At 55.6% G+C, this 15,918-nt stretch carries 12 protein-coding genes and 1 pseudogene; all 13 read left to right on the top strand.

The genetic code is table 11. The features are described 5' to 3' along the window. Positions 1-142 precede the first annotated feature (142 nt). The 13 genes and pseudogenes from CXY74_RS07250 to CXY74_RS07190 all read left to right on the top strand — a co-directional run bounded on the left by CXY74_RS07250 (position 143) and on the right by CXY74_RS07190 (position 15,780). Positions 143-1,222, top strand: coding sequence for an IS110 family transposase (locus CXY74_RS07250; RefSeq protein ID WP_104199821.1), 1,080 nt, complete (start codon positions 143-145; stop codon positions 1,220-1,222). A gap of 175 nt (positions 1,223-1,397) precedes the next feature. Beyond that, entirely contained in the window at positions 1,398-3,191 is a 1,794-nt protein-coding gene (locus tag CXY74_RS07245) for a nucleoside-diphosphate sugar epimerase/dehydratase (protein WP_104199820.1), read from the top strand. Next, positions 3,184-4,320, top strand: a complete 1,137-nt coding sequence (locus CXY74_RS07240; RefSeq protein ID WP_104199819.1) for a DegT/DnrJ/EryC1/StrS aminotransferase family protein — start codon at positions 3,184-3,186, stop codon at positions 4,318-4,320. The genes CXY74_RS07245 and CXY74_RS07240 overlap by 8 nt, the downstream gene beginning before the upstream one ends. Next, on the top strand, positions 4,317-4,955 hold the full coding sequence (locus CXY74_RS07235) for a sugar transferase (RefSeq protein ID WP_370446133.1): 639 nt from the start codon (positions 4,317-4,319) through the stop codon (positions 4,953-4,955). Before CXY74_RS07240 ends, CXY74_RS07235 begins: the two co-directional genes overlap by 4 nt. Next, positions 4,942-5,922 (top strand): ATP-grasp domain-containing protein, encoded by a 981-nt coding sequence (locus CXY74_RS07230; RefSeq protein ID WP_104199818.1) that lies wholly within the window; start codon positions 4,942-4,944, stop codon positions 5,920-5,922. Before CXY74_RS07235 ends, CXY74_RS07230 begins: the two co-directional genes overlap by 14 nt. Positions 5,923-5,939: 17 nt before the next feature. Further along, positions 5,940-6,584 (top strand): HAD family hydrolase, encoded by a 645-nt coding sequence (locus CXY74_RS07225; protein WP_158252326.1) that lies wholly within the window; start codon positions 5,940-5,942, stop codon positions 6,582-6,584. A 364-nt stretch (positions 6,585-6,948) separates the two neighbouring features. Beyond that, entirely contained in the window at positions 6,949-7,962 is a 1,014-nt protein-coding gene (locus tag CXY74_RS07220; RefSeq protein ID WP_104199816.1) for a glycosyltransferase, read from the top strand. Positions 7,963-8,081: 119 nt separating this feature from the next. Next, on the top strand, positions 8,082-9,356 hold the full coding sequence (locus CXY74_RS07215) for a hypothetical protein (protein ID WP_104199815.1): 1,275 nt from the start codon (positions 8,082-8,084) through the stop codon (positions 9,354-9,356). 98 nt (positions 9,357-9,454) lie between these two features. After that, positions 9,455-10,636 carry a non-hydrolyzing UDP-N-acetylglucosamine 2-epimerase gene (gene wecB, locus CXY74_RS07210; RefSeq protein WP_104199814.1) on the top strand — a complete coding sequence of 394 codons (1,182 nt, stop codon included), beginning with the start codon at positions 9,455-9,457 and terminating at the stop codon, positions 10,634-10,636. After that, the gene (locus CXY74_RS07205) at positions 10,636-11,751 is read left to right on the top strand and encodes a glycosyltransferase family 4 protein (RefSeq protein ID WP_104199813.1); all 1,116 of its coding nucleotides are present in this window, start codon (positions 10,636-10,638) and stop codon (positions 11,749-11,751) included. Before wecB ends, CXY74_RS07205 begins: the two co-directional genes overlap by 1 nt. Before the next feature lie 693 nt (positions 11,752-12,444). After that, positions 12,445-13,407, top strand: a complete 963-nt coding sequence (locus CXY74_RS07200; RefSeq protein ID WP_104199812.1) for a hypothetical protein — start codon at positions 12,445-12,447, stop codon at positions 13,405-13,407. A 73-nt stretch (positions 13,408-13,480) separates the two neighbouring features. After that, positions 13,481-15,034 (top strand): annotated as a pseudogene (istA, locus tag CXY74_RS07195) (IS21 family transposase). Next, positions 15,031-15,780: an ATP-binding protein gene (locus tag CXY74_RS07190; RefSeq protein ID WP_104199811.1), complete on the top strand. Its 750-nt coding sequence runs from the start codon at positions 15,031-15,033 to the stop codon at positions 15,778-15,780. Before istA ends, CXY74_RS07190 begins: the two are co-directional and overlap by 4 nt. The last annotated feature ends 138 nt before the right edge of the window (positions 15,781-15,918 follow it).

Genomic DNA, 15,918 nt, shown 5'->3' with positions numbered 1-15,918 from the left:
TCAGTGGCTTAATAAGAAGCATGCCCGATCCGTGCGGATCGTGGCTCATTACAGGTATGCCCCGAAGTGATTCCTCTCCGGATCGGCGCCGGTCGTCAGCGACTGGATCATCGCCCATCTCAAAGAGAGGAACCCGGACACTATGGACACCATAGTTGCGCACACTCATCCATTCGTTATCGGCGTGGACACGCACGCCAGAACCCACACCTACGCTGTCCTCACGGCGGCAGGTCAGTACCTCGGAACCGAAACGTTCCCCAATACCGCCGCTGGTCGATCCCGCGCAATCAACTGGGCCGGGCGGCGCTCTGGCGGCGTCACCGATGCGCTCTGGGTGATCGAGGGAGCCGGGAGCTACGGCGCCCAGCTGGCCCGCAACGTAGCGGACACCGGCTACCGTGTTGTTGAGGCCGCACGCATGGGCCGGACGGGCCGGCGCGGCATTGGGAAGTCCGACCCCCTCGACGCACGTCGGATCGCCGCCGCTGTGCTGTCCTTACCGGTCAATCAACTCCGCACCCCGCGGCAAGATGAGGGCGTGCGGGCAGCAGCGCAAATCCTCCTGACTGCACGCGATGGACTCGCCGCTGAGCGCACCCGCGCGGTGAACGCACTCACCGCATTACTTCGGATTATCGACCTCGGCATCGACGCCCGACGTCCCCTCGGAGCACGCAAGATCGCTGAGGTCGCGCGCTGGCGCACACGAGAAGAAGCCCTCGCCGCGACCACCGCGCGCACAGAAGCAATACGTCTAGCCAAACGCATCCTCGAGTTAGACACCGAGCTCGGCCAAAACATGACGCGTATTAGTGACCTCGTCGCAGCGAGCCCTGCAGCCGAGCTGCTGGAAAAAACCGGTATCGGTCCCGTCACCGCAGCCAGAACACTCGTCGCGTGGTCCCACCCGGGCCGGGTCAAGAGCGAAGCCGCCTTCGCCGCGATCGCCGGCGTGAATCCAATTCCCGCATCATCAGGCAACACCACACGGCATCGACTAAACCGTGGCGGAGACCGCCAACTCAACCGTGCCTTGAACATCATCGCGATGGTCCGAATGGTCCACGACCCGGGAACACACGACTACGTCGAACGCCGACGCGCTGAGGGAAAGACCGACCGAGAGATCCGCCGCATCCTCAAACGCTACCTGGCCAGAAGCATCTACCGGCACCTCAACACCGTGTCAGCCACAAAATTGAGGGTTGACGAGATATAGAAGCTTCATAGGGGCACCCCCCGAATGCCCGAATTTTTCAGCGTGTAACATAGCAATCAACGAAGTTGACCGTTCTCGCTGACCAATCAGGGGTGCGGCGCACTTCAATCTGGGGGAGTAAGCCGTGGCATTGAGTAAGTTTGTGACGAACGCGGTAGGGCACCTACAAAAGTCTGTGCCTCTTGTACGATTCGGCACGCAGTTCGGCTTCGATGCCGTTTCATGGGCGATTGCGCTCATCCTTGCCCAGGCATTCCGGTACGAGTTTCAAGTTGCGGAAATCAGTTGGGCACCGCTCGCTGGGCTGTGTGCAGGCGCCGCAATTTTGCAGCTAGTCGTCGGGTCGAGCTATCACCTGTACCAGGGCCGCCATCCGTACGGTAGCTTCGCCGAAGTCCGCTCGCTGCTCTGGCCGGTGGTCGTGACAGCTCTGGTGCTCGGTGTGCCCGTAATTGCTTTTGGCGGCCCATTAGATATACCTCGCAGCACCGTGGTCATTGCACTGCCTATGGCGTTCGTATTTATGGGGGGCGTGCGCTATTACAATCGGTTACTCCTTGAACGGTCTATCGTGCCCGCGGACAACGCCCGAAATGCACTAATTTACGGTGCTGGCTATCTCGGCGGTTCCATCGTGCGGCGCATGAAAACCGACCCCCAGTCGTCCTTTCGAGCGGTTGGCCTGATCGACGACGACCCGCGAAAGCGCAATGTGTGGCTGCATGGTGTTCGAGTGATGGGCACAGGAGCAGACCTGGTGCGCGTCGCCGAAGCAACCAAGGCCACAATATTGATCGTTTCAATCGCTCGTGTCGAGGCAGAGCTGCTGCGCGAGATTTCAGACGCAGCGGACGTCGTCGGCTTGCGGGTCAAAGTGTTCCCCACACTTGACGATGTACTCAAGGGCAAGGTGCGCCTGAACGACTTGCGCGACATCTCTATAGACGACCTGATCGGTCGCCATCCAGTTGACACTGACATGGCGTCTATTGCTGGGTATATTGCCGGCAAGCGGGTTTTGGTTACTGGGGCTGGCGGATCGATTGGCTCGGAACTGTGCCGGCAGATCAGCAAATTCGGGCCGAGCGAGCTCATCATGCTCGATCGTGATGAGACCGGCCTGCAGACGACTCAAATTTCGATTCTCGGTCACGGCCTGCTCGACACCAAAGACGTGGTGCTCGCCGACATTCGCGACCTCGATGCGCTCACCGACATCTTCAACGACCGTCGCCCGGACGTGGTCTTTCACGCCGCCGCTCTCAAACACCTACCGATGCTTGAGCAGTACCCCGACGAAGCGTGGAAGACAAACGTCCTCGGCACCCGCAATGTACTTGAAGCCGCCCAGAACGTGGGGGTCGAGACGTTCGTGAACGTTTCCACCGACAAGGCTGCGAACCCTACGAGCATTCTCGGCTACTCCAAACGTGCCGGTGAGCAGCTCACCGCCTACGCTGCCCAACAGACGGGGCATGACTATATCTCGGTGCGCTTTGGCAATGTGATTGGCAGCCGTGGGTCTATGCTGCCCACCTTCACCGCGCTCATCGAGGCGGGTGGTCCACTCACCATCACGCACCCTGACGTCACGCGCTTTTTCATGACCATCCCTGAGGCCTGCCAGCTGGTCGTGCAGGCTGGCGGTATCGGTCGCCCTGGCGAAGTGCTCATTCTCGACATGGGAGAGCCGGTGCGCATTCTCGACATCGCTCAGCGCATGATCGCCCAGTCAGGCAAAGCCATCGAGGTCATCTATACGGGCCTTCGTGAAGGTGAAAAGCTGCACGAAGAGCTCGTTGGCCTCGGTGAAACCGATGAACGCCCGCTCCACCCAAAAATTTCGCACACCCAGGTGCCCCCCATCGCGCCCGATCGCCTTGATGGACAGATCTGGCGTCACGGCCACGCAAGTTCCACTGATCTGGTGCCCGCGTCGCTTAGCCGAGAAAAAGTGAGCCATGAATAGCCGTATCTACATGTCTTCGCCTGACGTCGGTGAGCTCGAGGAGCAATACGTTCTCGCCGCCATGCGTTCCGGCTGGATTGCTCCCCTCGGCCCCGACGTTGATGCCTTCGAAGCAGAGATGGCTGCGCGGGTCGGCGTTACACACGCCGTAGCGCTCAGCTCGGGGACCGCCGCTCTGCACCTCGGGCTACTTGGCCTCGGTGTAGGGCCGGGCGACATCGTCGTCACTTCCACCATGACCTTCGCCGCCACCGCAAATGCCATCGTCTATACCGGCGCAGAGCCCTACTTCATCGACTGCGAGCAAGCGACCGGCAATATGGACCCAGCCCTTCTTCGGGAGGCCCTCGATCAGCTTTACCACAGCGGTGAGATGGTCGCCGCCATCGTTCCTGTTGACCTGCTGGGAAAGGCGGTCAACTACACAGCCATCTGTGCGATCGCCGAAGAATATGGCATTCCGGTGCTGGCAGATGCTGCTGAGTCGCTCGGCGCCACACATAATTTGAAGGCCGCTGGCTCCTTCGGGCGTGCCTCCATTTTGTCGTTCAATGGCAACAAGATCATGACCACGTCTGGGGGCGGTATGCTCCTTACGGATGATGCGGAGCTCGCATCGCACACCCGCTACTTGGCCACGCAGGCCCGTCAGTCGGTCACACACTATGAGCACACCGACATTGGCTACAACTACCGCTTGAGCAACCTGCTCGCCGCGCTTGGCCGCGCCCAGCTCACTCGTCTCGACGACATGATCGCCTGCCGGCGCAGGATGCGGGAGTCCTATCGCGAAGTCTTCGCCGACGTTCCGGGTGTCGAAATATTCGGGGGAGAGAACGACAAGAACGACAACTTCTGGCTAACGTCAGTAATAGTGAACTCGTCCGTCTCGGGCTGGACACCCGCCGAACTCAGTGCACATCTCCTGCTAGATAACATCGAGAGTCGGCCCCTGTGGAAGCCGATGCACCTGCAGCCTATCTTTAGAGGAGCGCGGTCTTCGTCTAACGGCACAGCGGAACGTTTCTTCAACACTGGGCTGACGCTTCCTAGCGGATCATCGTTGGGGCCCGATGAGATCGAACGTGTTCTCACCCGAATGAGTGACTTAATTTTGAGACGAGTATGATGCGCTTAAGCCCGCAGTACAGATATGACATCGTCAAGCGCGCACTTGACATAATTGGTGCTTCGATCGCGCTCGTCGTGACTGCCCCGATGCAGCTCGTGGTCGCGGGCGCTGTCGCAGTACAACTGGGGCGCCCCGTTTTGTTCAGACAAGAGCGTCCTGGGTTGAACGGTCGCATTTTTACGCTCCGAAAGTTCCGAACGATGCGAAACGTGTCGTTGGCACACGGGCTCGTCAGTGACGACGAACGACTGACACGATTCGGTCGAATCCTGAGAGCAACGAGCATGGACGAACTCCCGACCCTTTTTAATGTGGTCAAGGGCGACATGAGCATGGTGGGCCCCCGGCCTCTTCTGGTGAGATATCTCAGTCGCTATTCATCATTGGAGAACCGCAGACACGAGGTCCGGCCCGGTATAACCGGGTTGGCACAAGTCAGCGGTAGAAATTCTTTGTCGTGGTCGCGTAAATTCCAACTCGACGTCGAATACGTCGATCATCGGACCTTTGCACTTGACACGTCTATCGTCTTTCGAACCCTGAGGTCAGTCGTGCGTCGAGAAGGGGTGACCGCCGAAGGGAACGCGGCCATGCCTGAATTCGAGCAAGGAGTTCAGAATGTGTCCACGTAATTGGCTGGTATCGAGTGGTGGGCGTCGCGGGGCCCTAGTAGAACTCATTCGTGCTGCAGATCCGAATCGCCGAGCAAGAGTAATTGTGACGGATGCGTCGGAACTTTCCGCTGCGGGTCGGCTTGCTGATCGATTTGAGATCGTACCCCGCGTCGATTCCCACGATTTCATTAAGGAAACTCTGCGGATTGCCGTGCAGCATGGTGCGCAGATAGTAGTGCCGACCATCGACCCTGAGATCGCAGTCTTCGCTACTGCCCGCGGCCACTTTGAAGAGCGAGGCATCGATGTTTGGGTATCCAGTTCCGAGGTCGCCGTACTGGGCTGGGACAAGTGGAAAATGTTCCAATGGATGATCAGCAACCGATTTCCCACTATTGATACGCAGGAGTTAATCGAAGCGCGGCATTCTCCTTTTGAGGGAAAGATCGTCGCCAAACCTCGGTCCGGGTCGTCGTCAGTTGGCGTTATCATCGCCAACGATTCTGTCGACCTAGACTTCGATTCATTGACTGACGATTATATTATTCAGCGCTTCGCACCGGGGATCGAAGTGACAGTGGATGTCGCCGTTGATGCGCGCGGAAGAGTCTTAGCAACCATTCCTCGACGCCGATTAGAGGTGCGTTCGGGGGAAGTGTCGAAGGGCGTCACAATCCACGCTCCAGAAATAGAGCTGCTGGTTCGTGATGTTGTAACGGCCCTGCCAGGTGCCTACGGTGTGCTGAATGTACAGGTTATTTTCGACCCCGCTATGAAGTCCGTGCAGATCTTAGAGATCAATCCTCGGTTTGGCGGCGGCTATCCACTTAGCCATGCGTCTGGCGGTAACCTCATCGGTGCAATGTGCCGTAGTAAAGCAGACCAAGCGCTGTCGGTGGCATGGGAGCCCGGCACGGTCATGTTGCGGTACGACGAAGCCGCTTTCTATCTGGATCCGAATTTTGCGATGAACCCATGGACGTAAAACTCGTAGTGTTTGACATGGACGACACGCTGTTTCTTGAACGGTCGTACGTAGAAAGTGGTTTTGCAGCGGTGAGCAACATGCTGGAGACCGCATACGGCCGGTCTTCGTTTTTCGTAGAATTCTGGCAATTATTCCAATCAGGCAGGCGAGGCGATATTTTCAATACCGCTCGAGACATTGAAGGGAAAGCGTTAACTGCGAACGAAATTGAAACATGCGTCGAGTTCTATCGTGAGCATTGCCCGAGAATTAAGCTCTTACCTGACTCGGCGGCCTTTATTAATTCTTTTGCTGGTGACGTGAAAACTGCCCTCATTACGGATGGTCCCCAAATAAGTCAACGTGCGAAAATACTCAGTTTGGGGTTAGCGGACTTATTAAATGCGATCATAGTTACGGATGAGCACGATTCGAGTTGGCACAAGCCGGGCAGATCAGCATTCCTTAGTCTTGAAAAGAAGTTCGGCGTAAGTAGGGAACAGTGTGTCTACATTGGGGATAATCCATTCAAAGATTTTCAGGCCCCATTGAGTCTCGGATGGAAAGCAATTCGCGTGCGACGTCCAGGTGGATTGCACGAGAATCAAGTCTGCCATTACCCCGAGGTAGTGGAAGTCCCGGACTTATTCAAAGGATCCGTGGAGAAAATGGGTATTTAGGGCGTCTGACCTTGAGGGAATTTTGAGGTACCAAGACGACAGTACCGAGATGGGTGCCGAAGAAGCCAGTCAGGTTATTCCAAGAAGCCACGCTCTATTCACGGAAGAGCACGCAAGGTACGCGAGCAAAGTTGATGACAGTTACCAGAGCGGCGGACGAGAAGCGATACGCAAAAATAGAGCTGCCTGGATCTGAATGTAAGACTATAAAATTGGCCCTTAAATTTGTTATATCCAGAACGAAAGACGTGAGACACAGAATGAATGAAAGGAATTGCTCTGGAGTTCCGCAACGAGATCTCACCGCCGAATTAGAAAATTTTAAGGGCAGTAGGCAGTTTTGAAAATAGCACTTCTCGCAAGCATGGGCTCGACACTAGACGCATTCTTTCCTGAAATGGTCGCCGAATGGCGCGCTATGGGGACGGAGGTCGTAACTGCGGCCTCGACGGCGTCAAAGCTGCATCCATTCACGCGAATCCCATCACTGTCACGTGGCCCCTCAATGCGGAACTTATTGGCACCACAGCAGATACGCCGTTGGATTGGTGCGGTGAGGCCAGACGTTATCCTAACAAATACTGCGACTGCGTCCGCGATATCTCGTGTGAGTCAACTATCCATACCTGTCGTCTACTTTTGTCATGGTTTGCATTGGAATCAGGGGCGCACGGCTTCTGACCAAATGTGGAAGATGATTGAAGCAGGATTGGTCTCTCGGACTGCCGGCGTGATAACCATAAATCAGGCCGATGAGGAATGGTTTTCGCCTCGAATGAGACCGGAACAACTGTTGCGACTGCGTTTCGGCGTCGGCGTACCCCTGCAGAACTATTCGCAGTTTAGCGTGGTGCCGGACGGAAGGGTAAGACTGCTTTGGGTGGGTGAATTTACGGACAGAAAACAACCGCACGACGCCATTTTAGTTGTTAAACGTCTTAAAGAGCTTGGAGTCGACTGCACTCTCACCATGCTCGGTGAGGGGCCGCTCCTTCAAAGAGTGCGTGACCACGTCAAAGACGCGAATTTGGATAGCATCGTGACACTTCCTGGGCGCGCTGATGTTCAGAACTACATGCAAATGGCGACCGCACTTGTGCACACGGCCAAATGGGAAGGGTTGCCAAGGGTAATGCTGGAGGCATTGGCTTGCGGACGCAAGTCGTACGCTTATGATGTCAAGGGCGTGCGTGACATTCCAGGTGCCCGATTAGTGCTGGAAGGTTCTCCGCATCTTCTTGCTGACGCCATTCGTAGTGATGTTGAAGTCAATGGGATGTCAAAAAGTTTTAGTTTTGACCGTAATCTGCTCGACGTTCGGAAGAGCGCAGCGGCAATCGATCATTTCGTCATGTCTCTAATCCGTGCGAGAGCGTAAGTTTTTCATCATAGATGAGGTTTAGATAATGCCGCCAATAATGCACGTAGACGGCGCATTGATCTTAATAGATCATCGCAAATCATTATTTTAACGAAGAGTGCGGGTATACAGAAAAAATGCTAATCGCGTCGATAGACCAGAATGCGCACTTAGGTTCAGCCGACACGACTGTAGCCATTCTTGCTGGCTTACTTTTTTTCCTTCTTGGTCTTCTAGTCGTTGGCGTCATTAGTCGACGGTTGTTGGGTGCGAGTTCTGACGGACTCGCTCTATACATCTATCTCGTCGTAATTGGCTGCGTGGTTGTAACATTTTTCGGTCCGTTTTTCTTGGCACCGGACAGCCCGATTTACGATGAACAAGCGTTAGGCGTTGCAGAAAGTATACGTGAGGAAGAAACCGAGGCGGCTCTGACGAATGGAAAAGAAGGCTGGCCTATTCTGCTTGGCAGCGTCTACTACATTTTTGGACGTGTGACATTTGTAGGCATCATAATAAATTGTGTCGCAACGGCAGTCAGCGCAATATACGTCACTCGCACCGCTGAGATAATCTTTGGCAGTTCTTCCAGGAGGAGAATGATTTTATGGTATCTCTGCACGCCTCTACTGGCATTGCTTGGTCCTTCTTTACTTCGTGAGGCGTTGTGTTGGCTGGGTATCTCGCTAATGTGTTTCGCCCTCGCGTCGGTCTTTCGGGGTAGAGTTAGCGCGTTGTGGACGGGCGCGATAGGCGTCTTCATTTTTGGGGCGGTTAGAACGTCTTTAGCAATCTTGGTGCTGGTTGCACTCATCTTGGGTTGGTTAATCGTTGTCTTAATCAAGAAAAAGAAGCGCTTGACTCTGCTCCTGGCCAGCGTCATGTGCGTGACACTTGCTTCAACAGTGCTCAGACTCGCTCTTAATGGCCTTGGCGTAACAGAGGCGAGTCTTCAAGCAAATCGTGAGTACATTTCGGTGGAGGCCACGACTGGTTTTAGCTCTGGAAGCCTTCAGCCAGGCATCGGCGGTTTCTTAACGACCGCAGTTCAAGGTTTCCCTAGGCTCTTGTTCGGGCCGTTCCCTTGGGAATTTGAATTTGCACCGGTGTGGATATGGGTGGGAATAAACACCATTGCGTGGTTGACCATTTTGTATTTAGCAATCCGATCGACTTTTCAAATACAAGAAAAGACAATTAGTCTTGTACTGTTGACGGCTGCTGGGCTGCTTTTACTCGCAATGTCCGTAAGTTTAACAAACTATGGGATCGTCGTGCGAATGAGGGGTTCGACCATGATTTTACTTTTACCGCTTGTATTGGGAAAATACGCTCCTCGTAGAAGTGCTGATGAGCGGCAAAGTTTTAGAAGTATGACGGGGCAGTCGAGCAGAAAGTTCCTAAGTAAGTAAGTTGAAGCCAAATTTGATTTCGCAGACGGAAATTCTGAGCACCGTTATGTTGATGCATTTCACCGAACAAATGAACTAAGCATGAGGAGAGGCATTCAATGATAAAAATCATGCCCATATACGGTACTAGGCCCGAAGCTATCAAAATGGCACCTATTATTCAGGAATTGAAAAGAAGCGCGTTGTTTGATTGCGTTGTGACTGTTACAGGCCAACATCGAGCCATGTTGGATCAAGTGAACGAGCTATTCGGTATTTCTCCTTCTCATGACCTAAACATTATGCGAGAACGCCAAAGTTTAACGTCAATCATGGCGAGGACACTAGTTGGACTGGAGGAAGTATTTGCAGAAGATCGGCCAGATGTTGTTATCGTTCAGGGTGATACGACTACCTCCACAGCCGCGGCCCTAGTCGCCTTTTACCATAAAATTCCGGTAGTGCACGCTGAAGCGGGCCTGCGAAGCGGAGATATGCATTCTCCTTTCCCCGAGGAAGCAAACCGAAAATTAACTAGCCAGATATCAAGCTTGCATCTCGCGCCGACGGCTATCAGTCGGCAAAATTTGCTGAGAGAAGGAGTGGCATCGGATAAAATAGTTGTCACCGGGAATACTGTGATCGATGCCCTCATGCATGTCGTTGAAAAAGACGTAAGTTTCTTGGATGAACGTTTGCAGTTTTTAGTGGACAGTGGGCGTAAGTTATTACTCGTCACGACGCATCGACGCGAAAATATTGGCGATGGTATGAAGAATATCGGTTTAGCAGTCGCAAAAATTGCCAATACGCATCCTGATTTAATGGTGATTTTTCCACTGCATCTTAATCCTGCTGTGCGCGAAGTTATTCTCCCATTTCTTATGGATCATAACAATATTTATGTAACGCAGCCCCTAAGCTATGGAGAATTCACGAAAGTTCTAGGTGCGAGCACGATAGTCCTAAGTGATTCCGGTGGCGTTCAGGAGGAAGCACCGAGTTTGGGGAAGCCAGTGCTCGTCATGCGTACGAATACGGAGAGGCCTGAAGCCGTAGTAGCGGGCACTGTGCGCTTGGTGGGCACTGACTCGGCACTCATCGTTCACGAAGTAAATATGCTTCTCTGCGATGCTGATCACTATTCACGCATGGCTAGGGCCGTGAACCCTTACGGTGATGGCTTGGCTGCCGCTAGGTCGCTTGCTGCGATTGGGCATATGCTTGGTTTCGGCGAGCGTTTACCGGACTTCGACGTCAGTGATGTAGTTTTGGGCGCTTCAACAAAGGCAGCGAAATAATGTCCATTGTTTTTCTGAGGGCCAGTCATGTTTCGCCCGATCCTAGGGTCGAAAAAGAAGTACGAAGTTTATTGAGAGTAGTCTCGGACATCTCTATTTTGGCGTGGGATCGCGACGGTGGTCTAAAACGGTCTGAAGTCCTGGATCTCGGTACTGGGAAAGCGAATGTTATTCGATCTAAAATTCAAGGTCGTCACGGGAGGGGTATGAAAAACATGCTCGCACTTGTAGGATTTCAATTTTTCCTAGTCGGACAAATATGGAGGATGCGACGCGGGATCGAGGTGATTCATGCTGCAGATCTAAGTACAGCCGCAGCAGGTCTTCTCATGTCAAAGATACTGAAAGTTCCCCTCGTTTATGATATTTATGACTACTATGTTGATGGATATCCCGTACCAAAAGCGCTTAAGGGCATTGTTGAATGGTTCGATGTTCGCATCATCAACAGGGCTACAGTTGTAATTATTGCAACTGAATCGCGAGTTGAGCAACTATGGCGTACGAGACCGCGATCGGTTTGCGTAATTCACAACACGCCCGATGTTTCGCCGGTTTTGCAGCCGTTGGTCGCGGAGAGTTCGAATCGTTTTGTTTATGTCGGTATTTTAAGCAGGCACCGGCTCCTCGAAGAAATTTTAGTATTGTTTGGCCGCCGGCCCGACTTGGAGCTCCATATTGGTGGATTCGGTCAATTAGAGTCAATCGTCGAGGAATTTGCGCGAAAGTTCGAGAATATTGTATATCACGGCAGGATTTCGTATGAAGAGACTCTGTCCCTTGAAGCGACGGCAGGTGCCCTTTTTGCTGTCTACGATCCGACCATTCCAAATCACACATACTCTGCGCCGAATAAGTTTTACGAAGCACTTTTTTTAGGAAAACCGATTATTGTTGCTCGTGCTACTGGAGTGGACAAACTCGTTGAGGGCTTTGGCGTCGGGCTTGTTGTGGATTACAACATCGACTCGTTTGAAGAAGCGGTTGACGCCCTCCTATCCGATGAGGTAGCTGCACAATCCATGGGTGATGTTGGTAAGGACGTTTTCGCTAAACAGTTCGATTGGGCCAAAATGGAGTCGCGGTTGCTCGCGCTGTACGCCACACTTATTTAGTTGCGGTCCTCTTAGACCAGTTCAGTATTGCATTTGTCGCGAAGGTCGGAAGATGCGCGTTCGCTTCGCACATTACTGGTTCCCGTTATTCGTTGAAATTCCACTGCGCCGATTCTGCACACATTTATGCGACAGAGCCGCTGATTGAGTGGACGTGAGGCGGGTAGGTCGAGTAATTCGCAGGCCTGACGAACCAGGTTTAAGGGCTGGGTATATTACGTGGCCTGGGTGAAGAACCTTCATTCCGTGCCATTCAGCCACATCGGCGCCTTGTTGTCTTTTGCGTTACGGACACGATGTTGGAGGCCAGTCGGGTTGATGAGTGCCTGACCAGGCACCTACTATTGCCGACAAGCACGGTGAAGCAGTATTGAACGAACGTCGTGGACCTGTCCGCGGGGTGCAGCTGGTAGGTCTGGGACCGGACCCGGATCGGCGACTGGGCAGCCCGGATGAATATTGGCTGCTGTGGGTTCCAGCTGTGGTGCGGGTGAGCGCTATTGTTCAGGTTCGTGATGTCGTTGTTCAGCATCGCTTCCGGTATGGTTGATCATCATTTCAAAGGCTCCTTCCACTATGTGATGGCATGTGGTGGAAAAAGTACCGATAATGGTACGGAACGTCATAGCGAAGCTAGTGATGGAGCTGCGTAATTAAACCTTGTCGCGACGAGCGATTGAGTCATCGCAGGGGATGTCTCGGCACATCATTCACGCGGTCCTTGATGCGGCGGAGTGGGCCGGTCTTGGGTGGGATGACGTCGTCGAGCTGTCGGAAGCCGAAGTCTATGCAGCGCTGTTCCCCGGCCGCGGTGTCCGCGAGAGCGTGTTCGCACAGCCGGACTGGGCACGGGCACGCAGCGAGCTGGCTCGGGTGGGAGTGACGTTGAAGCTGTTGCACCAGTATCATGATGATGCGTTTTCTCGCGCCGGGCAGGCCGTGATGAGTGGCGACCGGTTCTGCCGGCTTTATGGTGAGCACGCCGCCGTGACTGGGGTGTCGTCCCGTATCGGTCATAAGGCGGGCCGCAGCGTCGAGGTCGACTGTTCCGGGCCGACGATGCAGCTGCTGGATCCGACCAGGGGCGAGATCTCAAAGGTGTATTTATTCGTCGCGTGCCTGCCGTTTAGCCGGTATGCGTTCGTGGAAGCCACGTTGGATATGCGGCGGGAGTCGTGGCTGCGCGCCAATGCGGCGATGTTCGCTTTCTTCGGCGGCAGCATGCCACGCCTGGTTCCTGACAATTTAAAGATCGGGGTGATCACCCGCGCGAGGGCGAGGTTGTTCTCAACGATGCTTACCGCGAAATGGTGGCGCTTATTTAGCCGCGGTATTGCCGGGCCGCGTCCGGGCGCCAAAGGACAAAGCGAGCGTCGAGAACACGGTCTCTCATGTCGCGACTTGGCGCAGTTGCGGGGCCGGATCGCTGAGCAGATCGTTGCCTATAACCGGCGGCCATTCCAGAAACGGGACGGGTCTCGGCTGAGCGTGTTCTTCAGGGAGGAGAAGCCTTTGATACAACCGCTGCTAGCGGCCCCGTTCGAGATCCGGACGTGGTCCTACAAACGCAATGAATATTGGCCTCCGAGGGAGCCAAGGGTGGAACGGGTGAAGGCCACTGCACTGAACCATGAATCGTGTCGTTCAGAGCCATAGTTGGCGTGGTTGAAAGCCACCTGCAAGGCTCCTTCCACTACGTGAGGGCCACGTGGCGGAAGGAGTACCGATAATGGTACGGAAGATCAAGGCGAAGCTTGTCTTGCAGTTACGGAACCAAGGCTTGTCTGGCAGGGCGATCGCGTCGGGGCAGGGCATCGCTCGCAATAGCGTCCAGGTGGTGCTCGAGGCGGCGGACCGACTCGGCGTCGGCTGGGCTGACGTCGAGGAGATGCCGGAAGCTGAGGTGTATTCGGCGTTGTTTCCGGGTCGCGGAGTGCACGAGTCCGTGTTCGCGCAACCGGATTGGGGTCGGGTACACACCGAACTGGCGCGGGTCGGAGTGACGTTGAAGTTGCTGCACCAGGAATACGTCGACGCATCCGGCCCGACGCAAGCGGTGATGAGTTATGACCGCTTCTGCCGGCTTTATGGCGACTACTCCGCCGTCTCGGGCGCGACGTCCCGCGTTGGCCACAAGGCCGGCCGCAGCATCGAGGTCGACTGGTCTGGGCCGACGATGCAGCTGCTGGATCCGACGATGGGCGAAATTTCGAAGGTGTATTTGTTCGTCGCGTGCCTGCCGTTTAGCCGGTATGCGTTCGTGGAAGCCACGTTGGACATGCGGCAGGAGGCGTGGCTGCGCGCCCACACGGCGATGTTCGCTTTCTTCGGCGGCAGCGTCCCGCGCCTAGTGCCTGACAATTTGAAGACTGGGGTGATCTCCCACCCGCGCGAGGGCGAGGTTGTTCTCAACGATGCCTACCGGGAGATGGCGGCGCACTATTCGGCCGCGGTGCTGCCGGGCAGAGTTCGGGCGCCTAAGGACAAAGCAAGCGTCGAGAACACCGTTTCCCACGTCGCGACCTGGGTCATTGCTGGCCTCAGGCAGGAGCAGTTCGCATCTCTGGCGCAGTTGCGGGTTCGGATCGCTGAGCAGATCGATGCTTACAACCGGCAGCCGTTCCAGAAACGCGACGGGTCCAGGCTGAGCGTCTTCACGACTGAGGAGAAGCCGCTGATGCAACCGTTGCCGGCGGCCCCGTTCGAGATCAGTACGTGGTCCTACAAACGCAAGGTGAATAAGAACGCACACGTGGTCTGGGCGCGGAACTTCTACTCCGTCCCGTTCAGCCACATCGGCGGCTAAGTTGACCTTCGCATCACGGACACGATGCTGGAGGTCTATCGGAACGACGAGCGCCTGACCAGTCACCTGCTGCTGCCGGCCAGCACCACGAACCAGTATCAGACCAACGACGCGGACCTGCCCGAGGGGCGCAGCTTCCAGGCCTGGGACCGGGCCCGGATCGAGGAGTGGGCGGTGCGGATGGGACCGTCGGCCGTGTCGGTGATCGGGAAGATCTTCGAAGCCGCCTCGATCGAGGAGGCCGGCTACGACCCGGCGTTGGCGGTGTTGCGGTTGTCGCGCCGGTTCTCTCCGACTCGGGTCGAGGCCGCTTGCGCGCTGGCATTGCAGGGGCCGATCCGCTCTCCGCGTTATGCGCACCTGCGGCCGATCTTGGACACCGGGCAAGACAAGACCGGCCACGTCCCCGACAAGCCGGAAGCTGATGATGGCGGATACGTGAGAGGCAGCGCCTATTACGCCGGAGGAGTTCGGTGAGCCGGCTCGATACCGAGACCAAACGCAAGCTGCGAGAGATGAACGCGGGCGAGCTGCTGGAGGCGATCGACACCCAAGACGAAACCCTCAGCATCAGCTTGTCGTTTGAAGAGCGGGTCCGATTGGTCGTCGATGACGCCTACTCCACCTTCACGCACTCCAAGGTCGCCGGGCTGATCCGGCGGGCGGGGCTGCGCTATCCCAACGCGGATCTGCGCAGCATCTACTTGCTCGACGAGCGGGGCCTGAATCGGCAACTGCTGACCCAGCTCGGCACGTGCTCGTTCGTGAACCGGCAGCAGAACGTCGTCTTCCACGGGTTCACCGGGTCGGGGAAGTCATATCTGGGCTGCGCGATCGCCAAACGCGCCTGCGAACATCGCATCCGCGCCCACTACGTCCGCATGCCCGACCTCGAGGACGCCTGGGTCGCCGCCCAAGACACCCCTGGCGGCGCCGGGAAGTTCCTGCGCAAATACGCCTCGTTTACTCTGCTCGTCATTGATGAGTGGCTGCTCGATCGCCCGACGGAATCGATGCGCGGCATGCTGCTGGAGTTGATGGAACGCCGCTACGGGGAGAGCTCAACGGTGTTCTGCACCCAGTATCAGCAGAAGGACTGGCACCAGCGCCTCGGCTCCGGCGTTCACGCCGACGCGATCATGGACCGCATCATCCACAACACCATCTGGGTTGAGACCGGCACCTACAACATGAGGGAGCAGACAGCCCTCACCAGCGCCTAAAAATCCGGCGGAGAGAGCCAGTGGCTCCCAGCCGCACCACCACTGGCTCTCTTCGGCACGATCGGTGGCTCTGAACCGCACGATCGAGTGGCTCTCAAGGCATCAAATACTCACGCAAGGTGGGCAAGAACGCGCACG

The sequence above is a fragment of the Cryobacterium sp. Y29 genome (genome assembly GCF_002929825.1).
Lineage (GTDB): Bacteria > Actinomycetota > Actinomycetes > Actinomycetales > Microbacteriaceae > Cryobacterium.
The sequence above is the reverse complement of the archived record's forward strand: the minus strand, read 5'-3'. Positions and strand labels throughout refer to the sequence as shown.

Excerpts from the sequence above, each read along its gene's own strand:
- CXY74_RS07250 (WP_104199821.1), top strand. The coding sequence starts at position 143 with ATGGACACCATAGTTGCGCACACTCATCCATTCGTTATCGGCGTGGAC.
- CXY74_RS07240 (WP_104199819.1), top strand. The coding sequence starts at position 3,184 with ATGAATAGCCGTATCTACATGTCTTCGCCTGACGTCGGTGAGCTCGAG.
- CXY74_RS07235 (WP_370446133.1), top strand. The coding sequence starts at position 4,317 with ATGATGCGCTTAAGCCCGCAGTACAGATATGACATCGTCAAGCGCGCA.
- CXY74_RS07230 (WP_104199818.1), top strand. The coding sequence starts at position 4,942 with ATGTGTCCACGTAATTGGCTGGTATCGAGTGGTGGGCGTCGCGGGGCC.
- CXY74_RS07225 (WP_158252326.1), top strand. The coding sequence starts at position 5,940 with ATGGACGACACGCTGTTTCTTGAACGGTCGTACGTAGAAAGTGGTTTT.
- CXY74_RS07220 (WP_104199816.1), top strand. The coding sequence starts at position 6,949 with ATGGGCTCGACACTAGACGCATTCTTTCCTGAAATGGTCGCCGAATGG.
- CXY74_RS07215 (WP_104199815.1), top strand. The coding sequence starts at position 8,082 with ATGCTAATCGCGTCGATAGACCAGAATGCGCACTTAGGTTCAGCCGAC.
- wecB (WP_104199814.1), top strand. The coding sequence starts at position 9,455 with ATGATAAAAATCATGCCCATATACGGTACTAGGCCCGAAGCTATCAAA.
- CXY74_RS07205 (WP_104199813.1), top strand. The coding sequence starts at position 10,636 with ATGTCCATTGTTTTTCTGAGGGCCAGTCATGTTTCGCCCGATCCTAGG.
- CXY74_RS07200 (WP_104199812.1), top strand. The coding sequence starts at position 12,445 with ATGTCTCGGCACATCATTCACGCGGTCCTTGATGCGGCGGAGTGGGCC.